Origin of the sequence: Humibacter ginsenosidimutans, assembly GCF_007859675.1 — a bacterium.
Lineage (GTDB): Bacteria > Actinomycetota > Actinomycetes > Actinomycetales > Microbacteriaceae > Humibacter > Humibacter ginsenosidimutans.
This window is the reverse complement of record NZ_CP042305.1, coordinates 595,118-617,944: the sequence shown is the minus strand read 5'-3', so window position 1 is coordinate 617,944 and position 22,827 is coordinate 595,118. Positions and strand designations below refer to the sequence as shown.

General features: G+C 67.7%; 17 protein-coding genes and 1 pseudogene. 10 read left to right on the top strand and 8 right to left on the bottom strand.

The genetic code is table 11. The annotated features are described in order from the left end of the window. The first annotated feature begins 19 nt into the window (after window positions 1-19). Window positions 20-1,051, top strand: coding sequence for an alanine racemase (locus FPZ11_RS02980; RefSeq protein ID WP_146318235.1), 1,032 nt, complete (start codon window positions 20-22; stop codon window positions 1,049-1,051). Further along, on the top strand, window positions 1,048-2,097 hold the full coding sequence (locus tag FPZ11_RS02975; protein ID WP_146318233.1) for an alanine racemase: 1,050 nt from the start codon (window positions 1,048-1,050) through the stop codon (window positions 2,095-2,097). The genes FPZ11_RS02980 and FPZ11_RS02975 overlap by 4 nt, the downstream gene beginning before the upstream one ends. Window positions 2,098-2,193: 96 nt before the next feature. Here the strand turns inward: FPZ11_RS02975 and FPZ11_RS02970 are convergent, their stop codons facing one another. Next, window positions 2,194-2,436, bottom strand: a complete 243-nt coding sequence (locus tag FPZ11_RS02970) for a DUF7455 domain-containing protein (protein WP_146318232.1) — start codon at window positions 2,434-2,436, stop codon at window positions 2,194-2,196. Between the two features lie 251 nt (window positions 2,437-2,687). Between FPZ11_RS02970 and FPZ11_RS02965 the strand changes: the two genes are divergently transcribed. Further along, on the top strand, window positions 2,688-4,772 hold the full coding sequence (locus FPZ11_RS02965; RefSeq protein WP_146318231.1) for a DNA gyrase/topoisomerase IV subunit B: 2,085 nt from the start codon (window positions 2,688-2,690) through the stop codon (window positions 4,770-4,772). Between the two features lie 25 nt (window positions 4,773-4,797). Here the strand turns inward: FPZ11_RS02965 and FPZ11_RS02960 are convergent, their stop codons facing one another. Beyond that, window positions 4,798-7,287: a DNA gyrase/topoisomerase IV subunit A gene (locus tag FPZ11_RS02960; protein ID WP_146318230.1), complete on the bottom strand. Its 2,490-nt coding sequence runs from the start codon at window positions 7,285-7,287 to the stop codon at window positions 4,798-4,800. Between the two features lie 144 nt (window positions 7,288-7,431). Here FPZ11_RS02960 and FPZ11_RS02955 point away from each other — a divergent pair, with 144 nt between their 5' ends. Next, complete coding sequence (locus tag FPZ11_RS02955; RefSeq protein WP_246846501.1) at window positions 7,432-8,523, top strand: alkaline phosphatase family protein; 1,092 nt, start codon at window positions 7,432-7,434, stop codon at window positions 8,521-8,523. A gap of 36 nt (window positions 8,524-8,559) precedes the next feature. Here the strand turns inward: FPZ11_RS02955 and sepH are convergent, their stop codons facing one another. Beyond that, window positions 8,560-9,732, bottom strand: a complete 1,173-nt coding sequence (sepH, locus tag FPZ11_RS02950; RefSeq protein WP_367889428.1) for a septation protein SepH — start codon at window positions 9,730-9,732, stop codon at window positions 8,560-8,562. Between the two features lie 86 nt (window positions 9,733-9,818). On the opposite strand from sepH, the gene FPZ11_RS02945 reads away from it, so the two are divergent. Next, window positions 9,819-10,112, top strand: coding sequence for a DUF4193 domain-containing protein (locus FPZ11_RS02945; protein WP_146322659.1), 294 nt, complete (start codon window positions 9,819-9,821; stop codon window positions 10,110-10,112). Between the two features lie 9 nt (window positions 10,113-10,121). On the opposite strand, the gene FPZ11_RS02940 is transcribed toward FPZ11_RS02945, so the two are convergent. Next, entirely contained in the window at window positions 10,122-10,589 is a 468-nt protein-coding gene (locus FPZ11_RS02940) for a DUF3093 domain-containing protein (RefSeq protein ID WP_146318229.1), read from the bottom strand. A gap of 38 nt (window positions 10,590-10,627) precedes the next feature. Here FPZ11_RS02940 and dut point away from each other — a divergent pair, with 38 nt between their 5' ends. From dut to dxs, 5 genes and pseudogenes are all read left to right on the top strand, one after another. Next, entirely contained in the window at window positions 10,628-11,086 is a 459-nt protein-coding gene (gene dut / locus FPZ11_RS02935) for a dUTP diphosphatase (RefSeq protein WP_146318228.1), read from the top strand. Further along, window positions 11,083-11,685, top strand: coding sequence for a DUF3710 domain-containing protein (locus FPZ11_RS02930; protein WP_146318227.1), 603 nt, complete (start codon window positions 11,083-11,085; stop codon window positions 11,683-11,685). The genes dut and FPZ11_RS02930 overlap by 4 nt, the downstream gene beginning before the upstream one ends. Continuing rightward, on the top strand, window positions 11,682-12,473 hold the full coding sequence (locus FPZ11_RS02925) for a DUF3159 domain-containing protein (RefSeq protein WP_146318226.1): 792 nt from the start codon (window positions 11,682-11,684) through the stop codon (window positions 12,471-12,473). Before FPZ11_RS02930 ends, FPZ11_RS02925 begins: the two co-directional genes overlap by 4 nt. A 168-nt stretch (window positions 12,474-12,641) precedes the next feature. Next, window positions 12,642-15,453: pseudogene (acnA, locus tag FPZ11_RS02920) on the top strand (aconitate hydratase AcnA). 102 nt (window positions 15,454-15,555) lie between these two features. Continuing rightward, entirely contained in the window at window positions 15,556-17,499 is a 1,944-nt protein-coding gene (gene dxs / locus FPZ11_RS02915) for a 1-deoxy-D-xylulose-5-phosphate synthase (protein WP_146318224.1), read from the top strand. Between the two features lie 83 nt (window positions 17,500-17,582). Here dxs and FPZ11_RS02910 read toward each other — a convergent pair whose 3' ends face one another. The 4 genes from FPZ11_RS02910 to FPZ11_RS02895 form a co-directional block, all read right to left on the bottom strand. Beyond that, window positions 17,583-19,724 (bottom strand): 3-hydroxyacyl-CoA dehydrogenase NAD-binding domain-containing protein, encoded by a 2,142-nt coding sequence (locus FPZ11_RS02910; protein WP_146322658.1) that lies wholly within the window; start codon window positions 19,722-19,724, stop codon window positions 17,583-17,585. A gap of 8 nt (window positions 19,725-19,732) precedes the next feature. Continuing rightward, on the bottom strand, window positions 19,733-20,932 hold the full coding sequence (locus FPZ11_RS02905) for a thiolase family protein (protein ID WP_146318222.1): 1,200 nt from the start codon (window positions 20,930-20,932) through the stop codon (window positions 19,733-19,735). Window positions 20,933-21,004: 72 nt separating this feature from the next. Beyond that, the gene (locus tag FPZ11_RS02900; RefSeq protein WP_146318220.1) at window positions 21,005-22,201 is read right to left on the bottom strand and encodes an HRDC domain-containing protein; all 1,197 of its coding nucleotides are present in this window, start codon (window positions 22,199-22,201) and stop codon (window positions 21,005-21,007) included. Continuing rightward, a complete protein-coding gene (locus FPZ11_RS02895) occupies window positions 22,194-22,790 on the bottom strand; it encodes a DUF3000 domain-containing protein (protein WP_146318218.1) in 597 nt (198 codons plus the stop codon). The genes FPZ11_RS02900 and FPZ11_RS02895 overlap by 8 nt, the downstream gene beginning before the upstream one ends. Window positions 22,791-22,827: the final 37 nt, after the last annotated feature.

Here is a 22,827-nt window from a genome sequence, read left to right as displayed (position 1 = left end):
ACGCTCTGGACGTGCAGCGGTGACGGCCGACTCACGCCGGCTCTCGGTTCGCCTCGATGCGCTTGCAGACAACGTGCGACGTTATCGCGCGGCATCCCGCGGTCTCATCACACGCGTCGACCACGACGGTTTCGGGCACGGACTGGTTCCCGTCGCCCGGGAATGCATCGCCGCGGGCGCCGACGTGCTCGCCGTGGCCGACTTCGATGAGGCCGCGCGGCTCCGTGCCGCCGGTGTCGACGCACCCGTGCTCGCCCTGCGCCCGATCGGAGCCGACGTGGCCGGGATGCAGGTCGAGGTCGCCGTGTCCACGCTTCGGGACGCCGAGTCGGCAGCCGCCGCCGGCGCCTCGGCAGCCCACGCGGTGGTGGACTGCGGCGCCGCGCTCCGCGGCATCCGCCCCGACGACCGCGACGGACTCGAGGCCATTGCGGCGCGGATTCCGGTGGCCGCCATCATGGGCGTCGCGGATGCCGCGGTGCAGCCCGAGCAGGCATCCGACGCCCTGCAGACCGCGGGCGATCTCGTCCCCGGCGTTGCTCGCCACTTGCACGGCACGACCGGCGTGCTGAACGGATACGGCAGCACCGACGACTTCGTGCGCGTCGGACGCGGCCTGTACGGCATTCCCCTCCGGGACGGCACCGCGACCGGAACGCCCATCGGCCGGCTCACCGGACGCGTCGTGACGGTGAAGCGCATCAAGGCGGGAGAAGGCGTCTCGTACGGCTACATCTACCGTGCGGAACGCGACGGGATGATCGCGCTGATCACCGGCGGATACGCCGACGGTGTTCCCCGGAGCATCGGCAACCATGCGTCCCTTCTCGTGAACGGCGCTCGGGCGCGCGTCGTCGGCCGCGTCGCGATGGACGTCGTGGTCGTGACGCTCGACGACGCGCTCGCACGACCGGGCGACGAGGCGGTCTTCCTCGGTGATCCGGATGCCGGCGAGCCAGCCGTGGGGGAGTGGGCCGGTATCACGGGCTTCGATCCGGTCGAGCTCGCCTCCGCGATCGGCCCCCGAGTCGCGAGGAGCTACACCCGATGAGCGCGCCGGACCCGACGACCCACGTGCGCGTCGATCTGACGCGCTTCGACGAGAACCTGCGGGCGGTGCGCGCCAGGGTCGCTCCGGCGGAGACCATGTTCGTCGTCAAGAACGACGCGTACGGCCACGGCGCCGACGTGCTGGTGCCACGAGCGGTGGCGGGCGGCATCCGGTGGATCGGCGCTCTCGACATCGAGGCGGCGCTGCACGTGCGGAGGATCGCCGGCGACGACGTGCGCGTCTTCGCCTGGCTGCTCAGCGCGAGAGACGATCTGGCGGCTGCGGATGCCGCGGGGCTCGATCTCGGCGTCGGCGACCGCGCCATTCTCGAAGCCGCGGCATCCGCCGCCACGGCACGCCCGATGCGGGTGCACCTGAAGATCGACACGGGCTTGAATCGCAACGGCGTGCGCGCCGAGGACTGGGAGGCGTTCGTCGCCCGCGCTGCCGAGCTTCAGAACGAGGGACGCATCCGGGTCGAGGGCGTGTGGAGTCACATCTCCGAGGCGTCCGATGCTGACGATGACGAGGCCAGAGCGCGATTCGATTCGGCCGTGGCCGCTGCGGAATCCGCCGGCCTCGCTCCGGAGTTCCGGCACCTCGCCGCCAGCGCCGCGTCCTTCCTCCGGGACGAGTTCCGGTACGACATGGTGCGCGTCGGCGCCTTCGTCTACGGCATCTCGCCGTCCGGGGGTCCGCACGAGAGCGAACTCGGCATCAGTCCCGTCATGTCCTTGCGCACCCGCGTCGTCGATGTGCGCGACGGGCGAGCTGTGCTCCCGCTCGGTGCATGGCACGGTGTGCCCAGCACCGCGGCAGGAAAGACGACCGTCGGTGTCCACGGAGCCGCCAGGCAGGTCGACCGCATCGAGCGCGACTGGATGACGGTGCTCTGCCCCGACGCGCGGCCCGGCGATCTCGTGGTGCTGTGGGGTCCAGGCGACGACGGCGAGCCGACGGCGACGCGCTGGGCCGAGGCCGTCGACACCATCGGCGAAGAGATCGTGCTCAAGGTCGACCGCCGCATTCCGCGCCTGTATCGCTGACGCGTTCTCCGGAATCGCTCGACGCGCGGCACCGCGCACACACGACGGCGCCCCATCGAAGAACCGATGGGGCGCCGTGCTACGTCGTGCGACGGGTCAGGCCCGCTGATCTTCGAACAGCCGGTCGGTCTCGTCGTGCCAGCTCGTGGCGATGCTGGAGAGCTTCTCGTGGTGCTTCTTCGCGTGGTGCGCGCAGAACAGCAGCTCGCTGCCGTTCACGGTGACCCGCACATATGCCTGGGCACCGCACGCGTCGCAACGGTCGGCGGCGGTGAGCGCCGGGCCGGAGGGGAGCTCGTCAGCACCGGGGGTGGCGACGTGGCCTGCGTAGTTGGACATGCTGAGCTCCTTTCTGAAAACCCGAACCCTTGCGGGTGCTTCACTCCATACAAGCACGTCGCCGCCGTGAGCATGCCCGGAGCGTCGGGCATTTCGCTGTGCGCGTATGGGGTTCGACCCCGTCGTCTCGCGAAGGGTGTCGGTGGCCGGACGAAGGGGGCCGTCTCGATATCCTGAAAGACGGTGGATGCCCGACCCGAGGCATCCACGGCGCCCGACGGGCGCGCACCAGCCGATCGACGGGAGACTCCGTGGCGACGAACGACTATTCGGCCAGGCACCTTTCGGTGCTCGAAGGGCTGGAAGCCGTGCGCAAGCGTCCCGGCATGTACATCGGCTCCACCGATGCGCGCGGACTCATGCACTGCCTCTGGGAGATCATCGACAATTCCGTCGACGAGGCGCTCGGCGGGTTCGGCACCGACATCGAGGTCCTGCTGCACTCCGATGAAAGCGTCGAGGTGCGCGACACGGCCCGTGGCATTCCCGTGGACATCGAGCCGAAGACGGGCCTGTCCGGTGTCGAGGTCGTCTTCACGAAACTGCACGCGGGAGGCAAGTTCGGCTCGGGCTCCTACACCTCCTCGGGCGGTCTGCACGGCGTGGGCGCCTCCGTCGTCAACGCTCTCTCCGAACGGCTCGACGTCGAGGTCGACCGCGACGGCAAGACCTGGGCGATGTCGTTCCACCGGGGAGAGCCCGGTGTCTTCGCCGACAAGGGCGAGCCGAGTCCTTCGTCGCCGTTCACCCCGTTCGAGTCGCGCAGCGAACTGCGGGTCGTCGGCAAGGTCGCGAAGGGCGTCACCGGCACGCGCATCCGCTACTGGGCCGATCGCCAGATCTTCGGCGTCAAGACCGAGTTCCGGGTGGACGATCTCGTCGGCCGCGCAAGGCAGACCGCGTTCCTCGTCCCCGGTCTGACCATCGGGATCACGGATGCCCGCGTCGACGCCCCCGAGCGCACCGAGTTCCTCTACGAGGGCGGCATCAGCGAGTTCGCCGACTATCTCGCTCCGGATTCCGCGGTGACCGACACGTGGCGCCTGACGGGAACGGGATCGTTCACCGAGACGGTCCCGGTGCTCGACGCGGGCGGTGCGATGGTGCCGACCGAGGTGGAACGCGACTGCGAGGTCGACATCGCGCTGCGCTGGGGCACCGGTTACGACACGGTGTTCAAGAGTTTCGTCAACATCATCGCCACGCCGAAGGGCGGCAGCCACCAGGCCGGCTTCGACCAGGGACTCATGAAGTTCTTCCGCCAGCAGGTGGAGCAGAACGCCCGTCGCCTCAAGGTGTCGGCGACGGAGAAGCTCGAGAAGGACGACCTGCTGGCGGGGCTCACCGGGGTTCTCACGGTCCGTCTGCCCGAGCCGCAGTTCGAAGGTCAGACCAAGGAGGTGCTCGGCACGCCGGCGGTGCGTGGAATCGTGGCCAAGGTGCTGGCCGATGGGCTGGCATCCCGATTCTCGTCGACGAAACGCGACGACAAGACCCAGGCCGCGCTGCTGCTCGACAAGGTGGTCTCCGAGATGAAGTCCCGCATCTCCGCGCGAGCGCACAAGGAGACGCAGCGCCGCAAGAACGCACTCGAGACCTCGTCGCTGCCCTCCAAGCTCGTCGACTGCCGCTCCACCGACGTTGCGACCACCGAGCTCTTCATCGTGGAGGGCGACTCGGCGCTCGGCACCGCTCGTCGCGCACGCGACAGCGAGCATCAGGCGCTTCTGCCCATCAGGGGCAAGATCCTCAATGTGCAGAAGGCGTCGATCTCGGACATGCTCTCCAATCAAGAGTGCGCGTCGATCATCCAGGTGATCGGTGCCGGCTCAGGCAGGTCCTTCGACATCGGCGCTGCCCGCTACGGCAAGGTCATCATCATGAGCGACGCGGACGTCGACGGTGCGCACATCCGCACCCTGCTGCTCACCCTCTTCTTCCGCTACATGCGCCCCATGATCGAGGCCGGGCGGGTGTTCGCCGCGGTGCCGCCGCTGCACCGGGTCATCGTGATGAACCCCGGTTCCAAGCCGAACGAGACCATCTACACCTACTCGGACCAGGAGCTCCACACCGTGCTCGCCGGTCTCAAGAAGGCCGGCAAGCGCTGGCAGGAACCGCCGCAACGCTACAAGGGCCTGGGCGAGATGGATGCCGACCAGCTTGCGAGCACCACGATGGACCGCACGCACCGCCTGCTGCGCAGGGTGCGCCTCGATGACGCCGAGCGTGCCGCCGATGTGTTCGAGATGCTGATGGGCAACGACGTGGCGCCGCGCAAGGAGTTCATCGTCTCCAGCAGCGACCAGCTGAGCCGCGAGCGCATCGACGCCTAGCGCCTTGCTCGCGCGCCGCCGGGTGTCAGCGGACTGCCGAACCGATCGCGCCGATGACGGCGTCGAGCGGCGTACCCGATGCGTCGCGCTTCGCGCCCACCTCCGGCAGGGCACGCGCGACGCCGTCGGACGAAACGGCGAGTGCGGGCGCCTCGCCCACCCAGGCGAGTGAGACCTGGTCCTCGCCCTTCAGGAAGCGCTGTGCTCGCACACCGCCCGTGGCCCGTCCCTTGGCGGGGAACTCGGCGAAGCTCGAGACCTTCCCCGTGCCCGGGTTCGTGCCTGCGAGAGTGCTCCCGTTCGTCGCGACGGTCACCACGACGGTGTCATCGGCAGCGGTCGGAGTCACGGCCCCGAAGTACACGGCGCTCGCTCCGGACGACAGCTTGATGCCGGCCATGCCTCCCGCGCCTCGGCCCTGGGGACGTACGGACGATGCGGCGAATCGCAGCAGCTGGGCGTCCGTCGTGACGAACACGAGTTCGTCGGCATCGGATGTCTCGCAGGCGCCGACCACGCGGTCGCCGGGCTTCAGAGCGATCACCTCGAACTCGGGCTTGTTCGCCCAGTCACCGGGGCTGAGGCGCTTCACGACGCCCTGTGCGGTGCCGAGCGTCAAGGGCGAGTCAGAGTCAGACGTGACGACAGCGATCACGTGCTCGTTCTTGTCGGTGAGACCGATGTAGTCCGACGCCCGAACCCCCGCCGCCGGCTGCACCGAGTTCGTCGGCACCGCGGGGAGGTCGACGGGGGTGAAGCGCACGATCCGTCCGCGGTCGGTGACGGCACCGATCTCCGTGCGCGTCGAGGTCGACACTGCTCCCCGGATCGCATCGTGCTTGCTCCGGCGAGTCGGGGGAGTGATGCGCGGCGTCGCGCCCTCGGCATCCGGCTCGAGATCGACACGCACAAGGCGCCCCGTCGCCGTCAAGAAGACCCGGCACGGCACGTCGGCGACTTCGAGAATCGCCTGTGCCTTCGCGCTCGTCGCCTTCGACGGCTTCGCCGAGGTGAGAAGCGTGCGTCGCGGAGTGCCGAATCGCTCGGCCACATCGCCGAGCTCGTTCGACACGACCTCGCGGATGCGGTCGTCGCTGGCCAGGATCTGCTCGAGTTCCGCGATCTCCGCCTGCAGCGTGTCGCGCTCGGTCTCCAATTCGATGCGGGAGAACTTGGTGAGGCGACGAAGGCGCAGCTCGAGGATGTACTCGGACTGCACCTGGCTGAGGTCGAAGACCTGCATCAGACGGCTGCGGGCCTGATCGCTGTCGTCGCTGGTGCGAATGACCTGGATGACCTCGTCGATGTCGAGGATGGCGATGAGCAACCCCTCGACCAGGTGCAGTCGCTCACGCTTGCGCGCGAGCCGGAACCGCGACCGCCTGGTGACGACCTCGATCCGGTGATCGAGGTAGACGCGCAACAGCTCGCGCAGGCCGAGGGTGCGCGGGCTGCCGTCGACGAGCGCCACGTTGTTGATGGCGAAGCCGTCTTCGAGCGGGGTGTAGCGATACAGCTGCTCCAGCACCGCCTGCGGGCTGAATCCGGTCTTGATGCCGATCACCAGGTGGAGGCCGCGGCTGCGGTCGCTGAGGTCGGTGACGTCGGAGATGCCGGCGAGCTTCTTCGCGTTGACACCGTCCTTGATCTTCTCGATCACCTTCTCGGGGCCCACCAGGTAGGGCAGCTCGGTGACCACGAGTCCCGTCTTGCGGGCGGTGATCGGCTCGACGGAGACCTTGGCCCTGGTGCGGAACGTTCCTCGGCCGGTGGCGTAGGCATCCTTCACGCCGTCGAGTCCGGCGATGATGCCGCCGCCAGGCAGATCCGGACCGGGAACGAATTCCATCAGCTCGTCGAGGCCGGCATCGGGATTGTCGAGAAGATGCCTGGCGGCGCCGACCACCTCGACGAGATTGTGCGGCGCCATGTTCGTGGCCATGCCCACCGCGATGCCGCTGGCACCGTTGACCAGCAGGTTCGGGATGGCGCTGGGCAGCACGTCGGGCTGCATCAGCTGGTTGTCGTAGTTGGGAACGAAGTCGACCTCGTCTTCGTCGATTCCCTCGGTCATCGTCAGAGCCGCGGGCGCGAGGCGCACCTCGGTGTACCTGGCTGCGGCGGGTCCGTCGTCGAGCGAACCGAAGTTGCCGTGCCCGTTGATCAGCGGCAGCCGCAACGTGAAGTCCTGGGCCATGCGCACCAAGGCGTCGTAGATGGCCGAGTCGCCGTGCGGATGCAGCTTGCCCATCACCTCGCCCGTGACGCGCGCCGACTTCACGTGCGCCCGATCGGGACGCAGCCCCATCTCGCTCATCTGATAGAGGATGCGCCGCTGCACGGGCTTGAGACCGTCCCGCGCGTCGGGCAGTGCGCGCGAATAGATGACCGAATACGCGTACTCGAGGTACGAGCTCTGCATCTCCCGCGCGACGTCGATGTCCTCGATGCGCTCGGGCGTCGACGAGTCGGTCGACGCGGAACGGCTTGATCTGCGGTTGTCTGCTGCGCTCATTCGTGCAATCTCGAAGGGGCGCCGACGGGTTCGAACCGGACACCCTGAAGACGGATCCCAGTCCGAAATCGGGTGTGTCAGACTGGCCAGGTGGGGACAATGCTACCGGCCGGATTCGGCCCGTCCGCGAGCCTTGCCGACGTTATGACGAGTTGCCTCACGGCCATCACCGGCGGAGTCCCGACGCTCTCCCTTCCCCGCGTGTCCCGGGCCGTCGTCGTGCTCGCCGACGGCCTCGGCGCCCAGGCGCTGCGCAGCCGTTCCGGCCATGCGCGGTTCCTCGCACCACGGTTGACCAAATCGTCGACCATCGTGAGCGGGTCTCCCACCACCACGGCCGCAGCCCTCGCAACGCTGTGCACGGGAAGGATGCCCGGCGAACACGGCATCGTCGGCTACCGCGCGTACGACCCGGCGACGGACAGCACGTTCAACCACCTCAGCGGGTGGGCGGGGTCACCCGATCCGGTGCTCTGGCAGCGATGCGAAACGATCTTCGAGCAGACGGCACGGCGCGGCATCCCCTCCTACGCGGTGGGCCCGGAGCGCTACCGGACTTCGTCGTACACCAGGGCCGTGCTCCGCGGAGCCGACTACGTCGGAGCCGCAGACATGCTGCGCCGAGTGGAAATGGTCAGGGAGCTGTTCGATCAGGGCGGTTCCCGCCTCGTCTACCTGTACGTGCCCGAGCTCGACGTCGCCGCCCACGCGCACGGCTCGGAATCGGACGCCTGGCTCATCGCGCTGGAGGAGTTCGATGCGGCGATGTCCGCGCTCGCGCGCAGCCTTCGAACCGACGAGGGAGCGCTCATCACCGCCGACCACGGCGTCGTGGACGTGCCCGCTCGCGCTCATGTGCTCTACGACACCGTTCCCGAGCTCGTCGACGGTGTACGGCACGTCGCCGGCGATCCGAGGATGCTCCAGCTCCACCTGACGCCCGACGCCACCGCTGCCGACGAACAGAGGCTCGCGACGGCATGGCGCGAGACCGAAGGCCACCGCTCATGGGTGGCGACCAGGGCAGAGGCGATCGAGGCTGGGTGGTTCGGTCCTAGAGTCGACGAAGCCGTCGCTCCGCGCATCGGCAACGTTCTCGTCGCCGCGCGGGCGAGGATCGCCTACTACGACTCCACGCCGGAAGGCGCGAAAGCGCGAAGGATGATCGGACAGCACGGCTCGCTCACCCCGGAGGAGCAGAGGGTGCCCCTGATCAGGCTCGGTGCGTTCGAGTAATCGCGCCTGAAACGCTCGGCTCCGAGGTGCTCGGCCTCAGGCCAGATCGTCGTCGGTGCGCGCACCGAACACGATCTCGTCCCAACTCGGCATCGACTTGCGACCGCGCTTGCCGCGAATCGGACCCGTGTTTCCGGAGCGCTCCACAGCCTGCGGAAGCACGGGGGGTTCGGGAGACTCCTCCTGCGTCTCGGGCGGGTCGAACGTGTCCAGCGGAACGTCGACGGCCTGCGGCTGGGAATCGCGCAGGCCGGCGGCCTCGCGCTCGCCCCGCCGCTTGCGAAGCGCCTCGAGCAGGTCGGCGGTCTGGTGCACGTCACGCTGCTCATCGTCGTCCGCGCGCTTGATCGCCTGGATCGAGATCGAGTTGTTCACGTTCTGCGGGGTTCGCCCGAACTGCGGCTCCGGCCGGGCTGAGGCCTGAACATCATCGAAGGCGAACGCGCCGCTGTCGAAGCGCGACTCATCGGGAACCGGCACCATCGGGGTCACAGCGCGCAGCCTCGGGATGAGTCCGGTCTGCAACTCGCCCTGCTGCGAGAGGGTGTGGGCGTCGGCGTTCGACGGCGCCAGCGCCATTTTGCGCGGCTCGAAGCTCCATCGCGCGTCGTGATCGACGCCGTCGGCCACGAAGGTCAGCTTGACGATCCAGCCGCCCTCCTGCTCCTTCCAGCTCGTCCAGCGCTCTCCGCTTGCACCGAGGGATGCCAGACGGTCCCTGATCACGGAGCCGAACGTGTCGCCATCGCTGAGCGGGTCGATGTCAGCGCCCGTGCGCACGGGAACGCCGAGCGCTGACGAGACGATGTGCTCACGCTCGGCGAGGATCGGGCCCTCGAAGCGCTCGACGTAGCCGATCGCCGCGCCCGTGAGGGAGGCCACCTCGTCGGCAGACAGCCCGGAGCGGATGTGCGCCTGGATCTCCCGCGGTGACACCTTCGGCCCCGTCACGGGGTCGGGCTTGATCTGGCGCAGCCGCGACTGCAACATCTCGTCGATGGCGATGCGGAATCGCTCACCGCTGTCGTTCGCGGCGAGCAGAGCGCCGTTCTCGATCCCGATGACCTTCAAATCCTGCATGTCAAACGCCTCTTTCGACCTGGTTGCGTTCGTGACCCACCCTGCCACGGGCCGGGCGGTTTCACCGGGAATAACCGGGGCGCGCCGTGAGTTGAAACGGGGACAATCACGGATGCTGAAGAACCGCACACAGCTTGTTTGCTATTCCAGGGCGCCTGATGCAAACTATGGCCGCCGATTTCTTCGGCCGCAGGTCAATCAAGAAGTGGATGGGAATGGCAACCGATTACGACGCCCCGCGTAAGACCGACGACGACTCCGAGTCGATCGAGGCCCTCAAAGAGCGGGTGCCGGACAAGATGTCCGGGGTGGTCGACGTTGACGATGCCGACAACCCCGGTGGATTCGAGCTTCCCGGCGCAGACCTCTCCGACATCGATCTCGACGTCGTCGTCCTGCCTCCGCAGGCCGACGAGTTCACGTGCGTGAGCTGCTTCCTCGTGAAGCACCGCTCGCAGATCGATCACGAGACCAAGCTGGGACCGATCTGCGTGGAGTGCGCGGCCTGACGTCTTCATTCAGGAATGTGGAGCCGGCGGCAGGTTGTCGCCGGCTCTGTCGTTGAGGGCGCGGGCCAGCTCGGTGGGATGCCTGGTCGACAGCAGCCAATACGGCGTCGGGTCGTCACGATCGAGGATGGGCACCCGCACCACGGCGGTCGCCCAGCCGCGGATGAGCAGCCAGGCGCGGGCATCCAGCAGCCGCCCGCGCTGCAACGACGCCTCGGTGCCGTCGAACGACTCGGCGATGCCGAGATAGCGGCGCTCGATCTGAGCGCGTCCCGCCCTCAGCTCGTCTGCTGTGAGTTCGATGGTGGGGGAGCCGGCGATGAGCCCGATCACGCATCCGGCGTAGAGGACGATCGCGCAGATGATCCCCGCGAGCATGTTGATCGGCGCGAAGACGATGATGCTGGCGGGGATCACGAGCGCCGTCGCGACGAACAGCCAGGGGGCGGCCCACAGCCGCTCTCGGTACACGTACATGGGTCTATTCGACCAGAGTTCTGCACTACCCTCGACACGTGACCGAATCCGTCGACGTGCTGACCATGGCGTCTTCGCTTCCCGCATATGCGCACCACGACGATGCAGGGGCCGATCTGTGCTCCGCCGACGACGTGACTCTCGCGCCGGGGGAGCGTGCAACCGTCGGCACCCGAGTGGCCATCGCACTGCCGGAGGGGTATGCGGCGTTCGTCGTTCCCCGCAGCGGCATGGCTGCAAAGCATGGCATCACCGTCGTCAACGCCCCGGGCACCGTGGACGCCGGATATCGCGGAGAGATCCGCGTGACGTTGCTCAACACCGACGTCCGGGAGCCGTACACGGTGGCGGCCGGCGACCGCATCGCCCAGCTCATCGTGATGCCGGTGACGCGCGCACGTTTCGTGCCTGTGGATGCCCTGCCGGAGAGCGTGCGCGGCGTGAACGGCTTCGGCTCCACGGGATACTCAGCACTGCAGTCAGGAGACAACGCGTGAGCGACACAGGCGACATCGCCCCGGACGACTGGGAGAAGTCGACTCCGGCCGATCGTGAGACCGCCGGGCCACTCGACGACACCGAGGCGAACCCGGTTCGCCCCTACATCGACCTCGGCGGCGTGAAGGTGCTGCCGCGCGACGGTCTTCAGCTCCGACTCGAGGTCGAGGAGGACACGCAGCGCGTGGTCGCCGTCGGACTCGACTTCGCCGGCTCGACGCTGCAGGTCCAGCCGTTCGCCGCGCCGAGGTCGTCCGGCCTCTGGCACGAGATCCGCGCGCAGATCGCCGACCAGATCCAACGCCAGGGCGGACGCACGAGCGAACGCGAGGGAACCTTCGGACCTGAGCTGGTCGCCGAGATCCCGATCGCCGAGCCTGGGGTGCCGGGCGAGACCAGAATCGCGCGCTTCATCGGCGTCGACGGCCCCCGCTGGTTCCTGCGTGGTGTGATCGCGGGCGATGCCGCCGTCAACCCGGCCGCGGCCGTCGAGATCGATGAGCTGTTCCGCAGCATCGTCGTCGTACGCGGCAACCAGCCCATGCCGCCGCGCGACCTCATTCCGCTGCGCATGCCCGCGACACCGGGCGACGCGTGACCGGCTCGAACGAGCCGGCATCGCCCGAACGGCCCACTGCCGACGCCGAGCGTGGCGACGAGGCTGCCGGCGAGCTGGGCAAGGTGCTCGGCGAGGCTGCGGGAAGATCCGGCCTCGCCGCACTGCAGTCGGGGGAGACCCCGACGGGGAAAGCCCTGTTCGATGCCATGGGCGGCGTGCGCGGGATGTGCGAGACCGTGCTTCCCGGGCTGCTGTTCCTCATCCCCTTCACCGTGCTCACCAGCATCGACCAGCCGTGGGCGAAGCAGCTCGCGATGCCGGTCTCCCTCGGGGCATCCGTGCTCGTGGCCCTGGTGTTCACCATGATCCGTGTCGTCACGAAGACACAGGTGACCCAGGCGGTCGCCGGCCTGGTCGGCGTGGCCGCTTCGGCTATCCTCGCTCTGCTCACCGGCAATGCCGCCAACAACTTCTTGCTCGGTTTCGCCATCGACGGCGCCTACGCTCTGGCCGTGCTGATCTCGATGCTGGTCGGCTGGCCGGCGCTCGGACTGATCGTCGGATACCTCATGGGCGACGGCGTCGCCTGGCGCAACGACCGGGCGAAGCGGCGTGCGATGCAGGTGCTGACGGCATGCTGGCTCGCGCTGTTCGCCGGCAGGCTCGCCGTGCAGCTGCCCCTCTACTTCGCCGGGCTCACGGTCGCGCTCGGCTTCACGAAGCTCCTGATGGGGCTGCCGCTGTACGCGACGCTCGTGCTGGTGTCGTGGCTGGTCGCACGAGCCGTCTACCCGCCGAAGGCGGCCGAGGAGCCGTCCGCCGGCTGACCAGGGCTGGTGTTAGAGTTATCTCGACATCAAGATAAATTTGCGAGTGCGGGGATGCCTCGGCCGACGCCGGGTAAGGCCCGCCTTGCTGGAGAGTCCCACCCGCCGATCAGCACAATGTAATCGGACGGGACGGTCGCTCCCGGTGCCGACGAAGGAGAGGGCAGCGTGTCTGCAGTGAACAGCTTCGGAGCACGAGACACCATCACGGTGGGCTCGTCGAGCTACGAGATTTTTCAAGATCGAGGCGGTGCCGGGCTTTGAGAAGCTTCCGTTCAGCCTCAAGGTTCTGCTGGAGAATCTGCTCCGCACCGAAGACGGCGCGAACGTCACCAAGGAGCAGATCAGCGCACTCGGCGACTGGGAGCCGTCGGCCGAGCCGAACACGGAGATCCAGTTCACCCCGGCCCGGGTCGTGATGCAGGACTTCACCGGCGTGCCGTGCATCGTCGACCTCGCCACGATGCGCGAGGCCGTGAGCAGCCTCGGCGGCGACCCGAAGAAGATCAACCCGCTGGCCCCCGCCGAGCTGGTCATCGACCACTCCGTCATCGCCGACGTGTTCGGCACGCTCGACTCCTTCGAGCGCAACGTCGAGCTCGAATACGAGCGCAACGGCGAGCGTTACCAGTTCCTGCGCTGGGGGCAGACCGCTTTCGACGACTTCAAGGTGGTGCCGCCGGGAACCGGCATCGTGCACCAGGTCAACATCGAGCACCTCGCGCGCGTCACCTTCACCCGTGAGGTGGACGGCGTGGTCCAGGCCTACCCCGACACGCTGGTCGGAACCGACTCGCACACCACCATGGTCAACGGCCTCGGCGTTCTGGGCTGGGGCGTCGGCGGCATCGAGGCGGAGGCGGCCATGCTGGGCCAGCCCGTGTCCATGCTCATTCCGAAGGTGGTCGGCTTCAAGCTGACCGGCACCATCCCCGCGGGCGTCACCGCGACCGACGTCGTTCTCACCATCACGCAGATGCTGCGCAAGCAGGGCGTCGTCGGCAAGTTCGTCGAGTTCTACGGAGCCGGCGTGGCCCAGGTGCCACTCGCCAACCGCGCGACCATCGGCAACATGAGCCCGGAGTTCGGCTCGACCGCCGCCATCTTCCCGATCGACGACGTCACGCTCGACTACCTGCGCCTCACCGGTCGTTCCGAAGACCAGGTGCGCCTGGTCGAGGAGTATTCGAAGGCACAGCACCTCTGGCACGACCCGGAGTCCGAGCCGGTCTACAGCGAGTACCTCGAGCTCGACCTCGGCACCGTGGTGCCGTCGATCGCCGGACCCCGCCGCCCGCAGGACCGCATCGAGCTGAGCCACGCGAAGGAGCAGTTCAACACCGACCTGCACGACTACGCGCAGATCGACCACGACCTCGTCGATCTCACGATCGCGGAGTCGTTCCCGGCGTCCGACCCCGGTGAGCTGAGCCCTGAGGATGCCCGCAGCATCCACCAGCACCACCACAAGAGCCACGCTCCGCACACCGCGTCGAAGCCCACGCAGGTCTCGATGGGCGACAGCGACTTCACCATCGATCACGGCGCCGTCGCCATCGCCGCCATCACGTCGTGCACCAACACCTCGAACCCCGAGGTCATGCTCGCCGCGGGCCTGCTGGCCCGCAACGCTGCGCGCAAGGGCCTCAAGGCGAAGCCGTGGGTCAAGACCACGCTCGCGCCGGGTTCGAAGGTCGTCACGGAGTACTACGAGAAGGCCGGCCTCACGGGCTACCTCGAAGACCTCGGCTTCTACCTCGTCGGCTACGGCTGCACGACCTGCATCGGCAACTCGGGGCCGCTGCCGGAGGAGATCTCCGCGGCCGTCAACGGCAGCGATCTGGCCGTCACGGCCGTGCTCTCCGGCAACCGCAACTTCGAGGGTCGCATCAACCCCGACGTCAAGATGAACTACCTCGCCAGCCCGCCGCTGGTCATCGCCTACGCCCTCGCAGGGTCGATGAACTTCGACTTCGAGGCGGATGCCCTCGGCATCGACCAGGACGGCAAGGACGTCTTCCTTGCCGACATCTGGCCGGATGCCGCCGAAGTGCAGGACACGATCGACTCGTCGATCAACCAGGAGATGTTCACCAGGGAGTACGCGAGCGTCTTCGACGGCGACGAGCGGTGGCGTTCGCTGCCCACGCCGACCGGATCGACGTTCGAATGGGATGCGGTCTCCACCTACGTGCGCAAGCCTCCGTACTTCGACGGCATGACGCTCGAGACCACCCCCGTCTCCGACATCGCAGATGCACGTGCGCTCGCCAAGCTCGGCGACTCGGTCACGACCGACCACATCAGCCCCGCTGGTTCGATCAAGGCGGACAGCCCGGCCGGTCACTACCTCACGGAGCACGGCGTGGAGCGCAAGGACTTCAACTCCTACGGCTCGCGTCGCGGCAACCACGAGGTCATGATCCGCGGAACGTTCGCGAACATCCGCCTCAAGAACCAGCTGCTCGACGGAGTGGAGGGTGGTTACACCCGCGACTTCACGAAGGCGGATGCCCCGCAGTCGTTCATCTACGACGCCTCCGAGAACTACCAGGCAGCAGGCACCCCGCTCGTGATTCTCGCGGGCAAGGAGTACGGTTCCGGGTCGTCGCGCGACTGGGCTGCAAAGGGCACCTCGCTGCTCGGTGTTCGCGCGGTCATCGCGGAGAGCTTCGAGCGCATCCACCGCTCCAACCTCATCGGCATGGGCGTTGTTCCGCTGCAGTTCCCGAACGGCGAGTCGGCCGACAGCCTGGGTCTCGACGGCACGGAGGTGTTCTCGATCAGCGGGCTGACCGAGCTCAATGACGGCAGCACCCCGAAGACGGTCCACGTGACGGCCGCTCCGAGCGAGCACTCCGCCCAGGGCAAGCAGCCGATCGAGTTCGATGCCGTCGTGCGCATCGACACCCCCGGTGAAGCGGACTACTACCGCAACGGAGGCATCCTGCAGTACGTGCTGCGGAGTCTCGTGGCGTAGACGCATTCGGCATCAGACGCGGGACCGGGATGACAATCCCGGTCCCGCGTCTGTGCAGGTGCGATGCGTAGACTCGGTGGGCAGGAGCGAAAGGTGATCCGCATGACCCTTCTCGAGACGATCAGAGGTCCTCGCGACCTCGACGCTCTCTCGAAGGAGCAACTCTCCCAACTGGCGGAGGAGGTGCGCGATTTCCTCGTCGCCAATGTCGCCAAGACCGGCGGCCATCTCGGTCCGAACCTCGGCGTCGTCGAACTCACGATCGCCATGCACCGGGTCTTCGATTCGCCCAGGGATGCCATCGTGTTCGACACCGGACACCAGGCGTACGTGCACAAGCTGCTCACCGGGAGGCAGGACTTCTCCACGCTCCGCCAGACCGGCGGCCTGGCCGGTTACCCCCAGCGAGGCGAGTCGGAGCACGACATCGTCGAGTCCTCTCATGCCTCGAGTTCGCTCTCGTGGGCGGACGGCATCTCACGCGCGTTCACGATGACGGGGCAGCGCGACCGCTTCGTGATCGCCGTCGTCGGAGACGGCGCGCTCACGGGCGGCATGACATGGGAAGCGCTCAACAACATCAGCGACGACAACGACCGCCGTCTGATCATCATCGTGAACGACAACGGTCGTTCCTACGCTCCGACCATCGGCGGCATGGCCCGCTTTCTGAACACCGTGCGCACCCGCCGCGGCTACAAGAGCCTGTATCTCACCTCGCGCGCGGCCTTCGACAAGCTCGGCGGACCGGGACGCGCGATGTACCGCGGCATCCGCGGCGGGGTCCACGGGTTCCTCTCCCGGTTCTCGAACAACGAGGCCCTGTACTCGAACCTCGACATCAAGTACATCGGCCCCGTCCAGGGTCACGACATCGACGCGCTGACCGAGGCCCTTGAACAGGCCAAGGCGTACGACGCGCCCGTCATCGTGCACGCCATCACGGAGAAGGGGCGCGGATACGAGCCCGCGCGCCGTGACGACGCCGACCAGTTCCACAGCGTCAACCCCATCGATCCGGAGACGGGCGTACCCATCCAGCGCGCCTCCGGCGTCATGTGGCCCGCCGTCTTCGCCGATGAGATCCTGCGGCTCGCCGAGAAGGATCACCGGCTCGTCGGCATCACGGCGGCCATGCTCCGCCCTGTCGGCCTCCATCGGTTCGCCGAGCGGTTCCCGACGCGCGTGATCGACGTGGGCATCGCCGAACAGCACGCCGCCACGAGCGCCGCCGGTATGGCCTTCGGCGGCCTGCATCCGGTCGTCGCGCTCTATGCGACCTTCATGAACCGCGCGTTCGATCAGGTGCTGATGGACGTCGGACTCCACAAGGCCGGCGTCACCTTCGTTCTCGCGAGCGCCGGCGTCACGGGCCCGGACGGTCCGAGCCACCACGGCATCTGGGATCTCGCAACGCTGCAGGTGGTGCCCGGCATCCGCATCGCGGCGCCGCGCGACGGCGAGCGCCTGCGCGAAGAGCTCGCCGAGGCGGTGGCGGTGCAGGATGCCCCCACCGTCGTCCGCTACCCGAAGGGAGCCGTTCCCGATCCCATCGTCGCTCTGCGCCGCAGCGCTGACGGCGTCGACGTGCTGGCTGAGGACCCCGCGCACGACGTGCTGATCGTCGCGGTCGGGGCCATGGCATCCACAGCACTGGACGTCGCACGGCGACTCGGCGCCCAGGGCATCGGCTGTACCGTCGTGGACCCGCGCTGGGTGGTGCCCGTGCCGAAGAGCGTGATCACGATGTCGGCGGACCACCGCCTGGTCGTCTGCATCGAGGACGGAATCAGAGTCGGCGGAATCGGTACGCGCATCCGGCAGGACCTGCGTGAGGCGGGCGTGGACACCGCGGTCACCGAGGTGGGCCTGCCCGACGAGTACCTCGAGCACGGCTCACGAGCCGACATCATGGAACGATCCGGAATGACTCCCCAGCACATCGCGCACGACGTGATGGGCATGGTGCTGGGCTCCAAGCTTCCCTATGCGCGTGGAGTCTCCAACGACACCGGCAGCCAGCCGGTCATTGCGTCGCGGGACTGATCACGTCGTAGCGCAGCGACTGGCACAACGCGACAGAAGGGGCTCCCGACAACGTCGGAAGCCCCTTGACCGTCTGGTCTCCGTTACGCGCCGACGCCCCTGATCACCGGGTGGTGGAAGGTGTCGCCGAACGCTCGCTCGCTCGCACCCACACGGTCGAGGTACGGCGTGACGCCACCCATCTGGAACGGGAAGCCTGCACCGAGGATCATGCACAGGTCGATGTCCTCCGGCGCGGCCACGACATGGTCGTCGGCGAGCATCCGGTGGATCTCGTCCGCCAATCCATCCTGCAGCCTGGTGAGGATCTGCTCCTCCGACAGCGGGCTCGAGCCGGTGGTGATCGACTTCAGGGCTCCCTTGTCGAAGCCCTTCACGTTGCCCTTGGCGTCCTTCTCCAGCAGCTTGCCGTAGTCGGCGAGCTTGTGCAGGTTCTCGCTGCGGTAGAACCGGTCGGGGAACGCGGCGTGGTGAGTGTCGAGCACGTGCGCGCCGACCTTGAGGCCGACCAGGTCGAGCAGCACCGATGGAGCCATCGGAAGGCCCAGGGGAGCGATCGCCTTGTCGACGGTCTCGAACGGCGTGCCCTGGTCGACGGCGTACATCGCCTCGCCGAGGAGCTTCGCGAGCACTCGGTTCACGACGAAACCGGGTGTGTCGGCCGTGATCACCGCATTCTTCTTGAGCCTGGCCGCAGTGACCATCGCGGTCGAGAGCGTGGCGTCATCCGTCTTCGGTGCCTTCACGACCTCGATCAGCGGCATGACCGCGACGGGGGTGAAGAAGTGGAAGCCCACCAGTCGCTCCGGATGCGCGAGCTTGGCCCCGATCGCGTCGACCGACAGGCTCGACGTGTTGGTGGCCAGCACAGCATCGGGCGCCACGATCTTCTCCATCTCGGCGAAGACATCCTGCTTCACACCGAGCTCCTCGAAGACCGCCTCGATCACCCAGTCGCACTCGGCGAACTCGCTCTTGTCGGTCGTTCCGTGGATGAGTGCCCGCAGCCGGTTCGCCTCATCGGACGACACGCGTCCCTTGTCCTGGAGCTTGCCGATCTCGTCGACGATGTAGGCGACGCCCTTGTCGACACGTTCCTGGTCGACATCGGTGATGACGACGGGCACCTGGAGTCGCCGGAGGAACAGCAGCGCGAACTGGCTGGCCATGTAGCCTGCGCCGAGCACGCCGACCTTCGTCACCTTCTTCGCGAGGGCCTTGTCCGGCGCGCCTGCCGGCCGCTTCGCCCGCTTCTGCACGAGGTTGAACGAGTAGATGGATGCCTGCAGCTGGTCGCCCGCGATCAGGTCGGCGAGGGCGTCGTCTTCCAGCGCGAAGCACGCCTCCTTGTCGCCGCTCTTCGCCGCCTTCAGCAGGTCGAGCGCCTTGAACGGCGACCGTGGCACCGTACCGAGCTTCGAGGCAACGGAGTCCCGCGCGATCTTGATCGCGATGTCCCACTTGGCGAGCCGTTCCAGCTTGCCCGGCGTGTTCTTGCGCTCGACCTTCTCGCTGCCGGTCAGCACACCGTCGACGAATCGGATCGAGTCTTCGAGGAAGTTCACCGGCGAGAAGATGCGATCGGCGATGCCGAGGTCGAAGGCATCCTTCGCCTTCAGCATGCGGTTCTGCTTGAGCGGGTTCTCGATGACGACCCTGAGCGCGTTCTCGATGCCGATCAGGTTCGGCAGCAGGAACGTGCCGCCCCACCCGGGGATGAGACCCAGGAACACCTCGGGGAGCGCGATGCCGGCCGCCGACGAGTCGATCGTGCGGTAGTCGGCGTTCAACGGCAGCTCGAGCCCACCGCCCAACGCCAGGCCGTTGATGAACACGAAGCTCGGGACGCCGAACTTCGCCTGCTTGCTCAGCACGAAGTGTCCGAGCTGCGCGAGCTTCTTGGCGATGTCACGGCTCGGAACCTCGGCGACCTTCGAGAGGTCTGCACCGGCAGCGAGGATGAACGGCTTGCCCGTCGTGGCCACGGCGTGGATCTCGCCCCTTGCCGCCCTGGCCGTCAGGTCGTCGAAGGTCTTCGCCAGCTCGAGCAGCCCCACGGGACCGAAGGTGTTCGGTCGGGTGTGGTCCCGTCCGTTGTCGAGAGTCACGAGGGCGAGCACCTTGCCGGACGGAAGCCGGACGTCGCGCACATAGCTGTGGGTGACGACCTCGTCGTCGGCGAAGGCGAGCAGATCGGAGAAGTCGATCGTCGAATAGTCGGTCACGCTCGTGCTCACTTTCCGTACTTCTTGTGGTGCGGGTTCTCCCAGATGACGGAGCCGCCCTGGCCGAGCCCCACGCACATCGCGGTGAGGCCGTAACGCACCTCGGGGTGCTGCTCGAACTGACGGGCCAACTGGATCATCAGTCGAACGCCGCTGGCGGCGAGAGGATGCCCGATCGCGATCGCGCCGCCCCACGGGTTCACCCTGGGGTCGTCGTCGTCGATGCCGAAGTGGTCGAGCAGGCTCAGCACCTGCACGGCGAACGCCTCGTTCAGCTCGAAGAGTCCGATGTCGTCGATGCTCAGTCCGGCGTTCTTCAGCGCACGTTCCGTGGAGGGGATGGGACCGAGACCCATCACCTCGGGCTCGACACCGGCGAATCCGAACGACACCATGCGCATCTTCGGGGTGAGCCCGAATTCCTTCGCCGCGCGAGAGGAGGTGAGCAGTGCAGCGGTGGCGCCATCTGTCAGGGGGGAGGCATTGCCAGCGGTGACTCGCCCGTGCGGACGGAACGGGGTCTTCAGGGTGGCGAGGCCCTCCATGGTGGTCTCGGGGCGCATCCCCTGGTCTTCGGTGGCGAGGCCCCAGCCCTCCTCGGTGCGGTACGACACCGGCACCAGGTCGGGCTGGATGTTGCCCGCCGCGTACGCCGCGGCCACCTTCTGCTGGCTGCGCATCCCGAACCGGTCGGAGCGCTCCTTCGTCAGCTCGGGATAGCGATCGTGCAGCCGCTCGGCCGTGTTGCCCATGTTGAGCGCAGCCGGATCGACGAGTCGCTCGGCCACGAACCGGGGGTTCGGGTCGACGCCCTGACCCATGGGGTGATGTCCCATGTGTTCGACACCGCCCGCGATCACCACCTCGTACTGGCCGAAGGCGATGCCCGAGCCGGTGGTCGTCACTGCGGTCATCGCGCCAGCGCACATGCGGTCGATGGCGAACCCGGGCACGGTCGTCGGAAGTCCGGCCAGGATCGCGGCGGAGCGTCCGAGAGTGAGCCCCTGGTCGCCCTGTTGCGTCGTCGCAGCTATCGCCACATCGTCGACCCTGTCCTTGGGCAGTCCAGGATTGCGTTCCAGCAGTCCGACGATCGACTTCACCGCCAGATCGTCGGCTCGCGTGTTCCAGTACACGCCCTTCTCGCCCGCGCGTCCGAACGGGGTACGCACCCCGTCGACGAACAGAACGTCAGCTCTTTCGGCCACTTCGCCTCCCATGTCAGGTCTCGTGACGATCCTAAAAACCGGACCTGAGCGTGAGGAATCGGTTGAGCGAACCTACGAACCGGATTCGGGCCTCACGACGGGGGATTGGTCCGCTTCCACAAACGCCTCTGCGACCTTCGCTGCCGTCGCCTCCACCTGCCACGGACGTGCCTCGGCCGCGAGCATGGCCTCGGCGATGGATGTCTCGTCGACGTGCGACGGGGGAGTCCATGCCAGTCGCCGCAACGTCTCGGGCGACAGCAGGTTCTCGACAGGAAGGTTCAGCGTCTCGGCCTCCGCTGTCACCACGGCACGTGCGCTCTGCAGACGGGCGTGCGCTTCCGGGTTGCGGTCGGCCCATGCGCGAGGCGGCGGGATGCTCTCACCCGAGCCGCGGAGCACCGGCAGGTCGTCCGTCGATCTGCCGCGGGAGACGGCATCCCACCATCGATCGATCTCAGTGCGGCTCGCCCTGCCCGTGAACTCGCGCAGCGCTGCGAGCTCCCGTTTGCTGGCGGGCATCGTGCGTGCGACTGCCGTGATGGAGGCGTCCGGCAGAAGACGACCAGGCGCCACGTCTTTCTCGCGCGCGAAGGCGTCGCGGGCGTTCCACAGCTCCCGTGCCACGGCGAGATTGCGCAGTCCACGGATCGAGTGCACGCCCGAGAGTCGCCGCCACGGTTCGCTCCGCGCGGGCTTCGGCGATCTGGTGAGCTCGAACGAGAATTCCTGTTCGGCGATCACCTCCTTGTGGGCGTCGGCCAGAAGTCCCTGCTCGGCCTCCATGAGGTCGACGAGCAGCTCGACGTCGAGTGCGGCATAGGTGAGCCACGACTGGGGGAGCGGTCGCGTCGACCAGTCGGCTGCCGAGTGCTCCTTGGCGAGGTGGATGCCAAGCAGCTCTTCGACGATCGTGCCGAGTCCGACCCTCGGGAAGCCGAGAAGTCGCGCCCCGAGCTCGGTGTCGAAGATCGTCGCCGGGTCGAGGCCGACCTCTCGGAGGCAGGCCAGGTCCTGGCTCGCCGCGTGCAGGATCCAGGGGGTGTCGCCCACGGCATCCTGCAACCGAGCGAGCCCGCCGAGCGCGGGAGGGTCGAACAGGAAGACCCCGGCGTCGCGACGGAACATCTGAATCAGGTAGGCGCGCTGCGAGTAGCGGAAGCCCGATGCGCGCTCGGCATCGACTCCGACGGGACCGGTCCCTGCGCTCAGCGCATCGATCGCATGACGGTATTTCTCGGGCGAGTCGACGACGTCGTAGTCAGTCACGCGATGTTCTCCTGTGGCTGATGAGGCGCACCCCGTCGGGCAGGGGCGGGATGCCTGCCAGCAGGCAGAGCACGTCGCCCCAGGCCTCGACGTGCGCGCGCATGTCGAGGCCGACGGGCGTCCACGATGCGCGAAGCTCGACCTGGGCGCCGTCGCCCTGTCGAGCAAGCTCGCCGAAACCCGTCGAGATGATCTTCGTGGCGGTGCCCGACGCCGCACTGTAGGAGGCGCCGCGTTCGTCGAGCGCATCGATCAGCCATGACCAGGTCACGTCGGCCAAGAACGGATCGAGGCCGATGTCGGTCTCCAACGGTGCCTGGGCGAAGCAGACGATGCGGAACGAACCGCCCCATTCCTCGGGCTCGCTCGGGTCGTAGAGCAACACGAAGCGGCCCGTTCCCAGATCGGAGTCGCGACCGTGACGGGCCGGAGCGATGTCGGCGGCGAGCGCGACGGCGAACGGCGCCAGCCCGGTCGGGGCCGGGATCTCGTCGATCGAGAGATCGTGACGAGCGTCGAACCGCCTCACCGAGTCGGCGGCCGCGCTGAACTCTGCGGGAATGCCGGGGGAGGCGGATGTAGGAGGCACGGTACGCAGACTAGAGTTTCGCGTCGAGAGTTTCAGG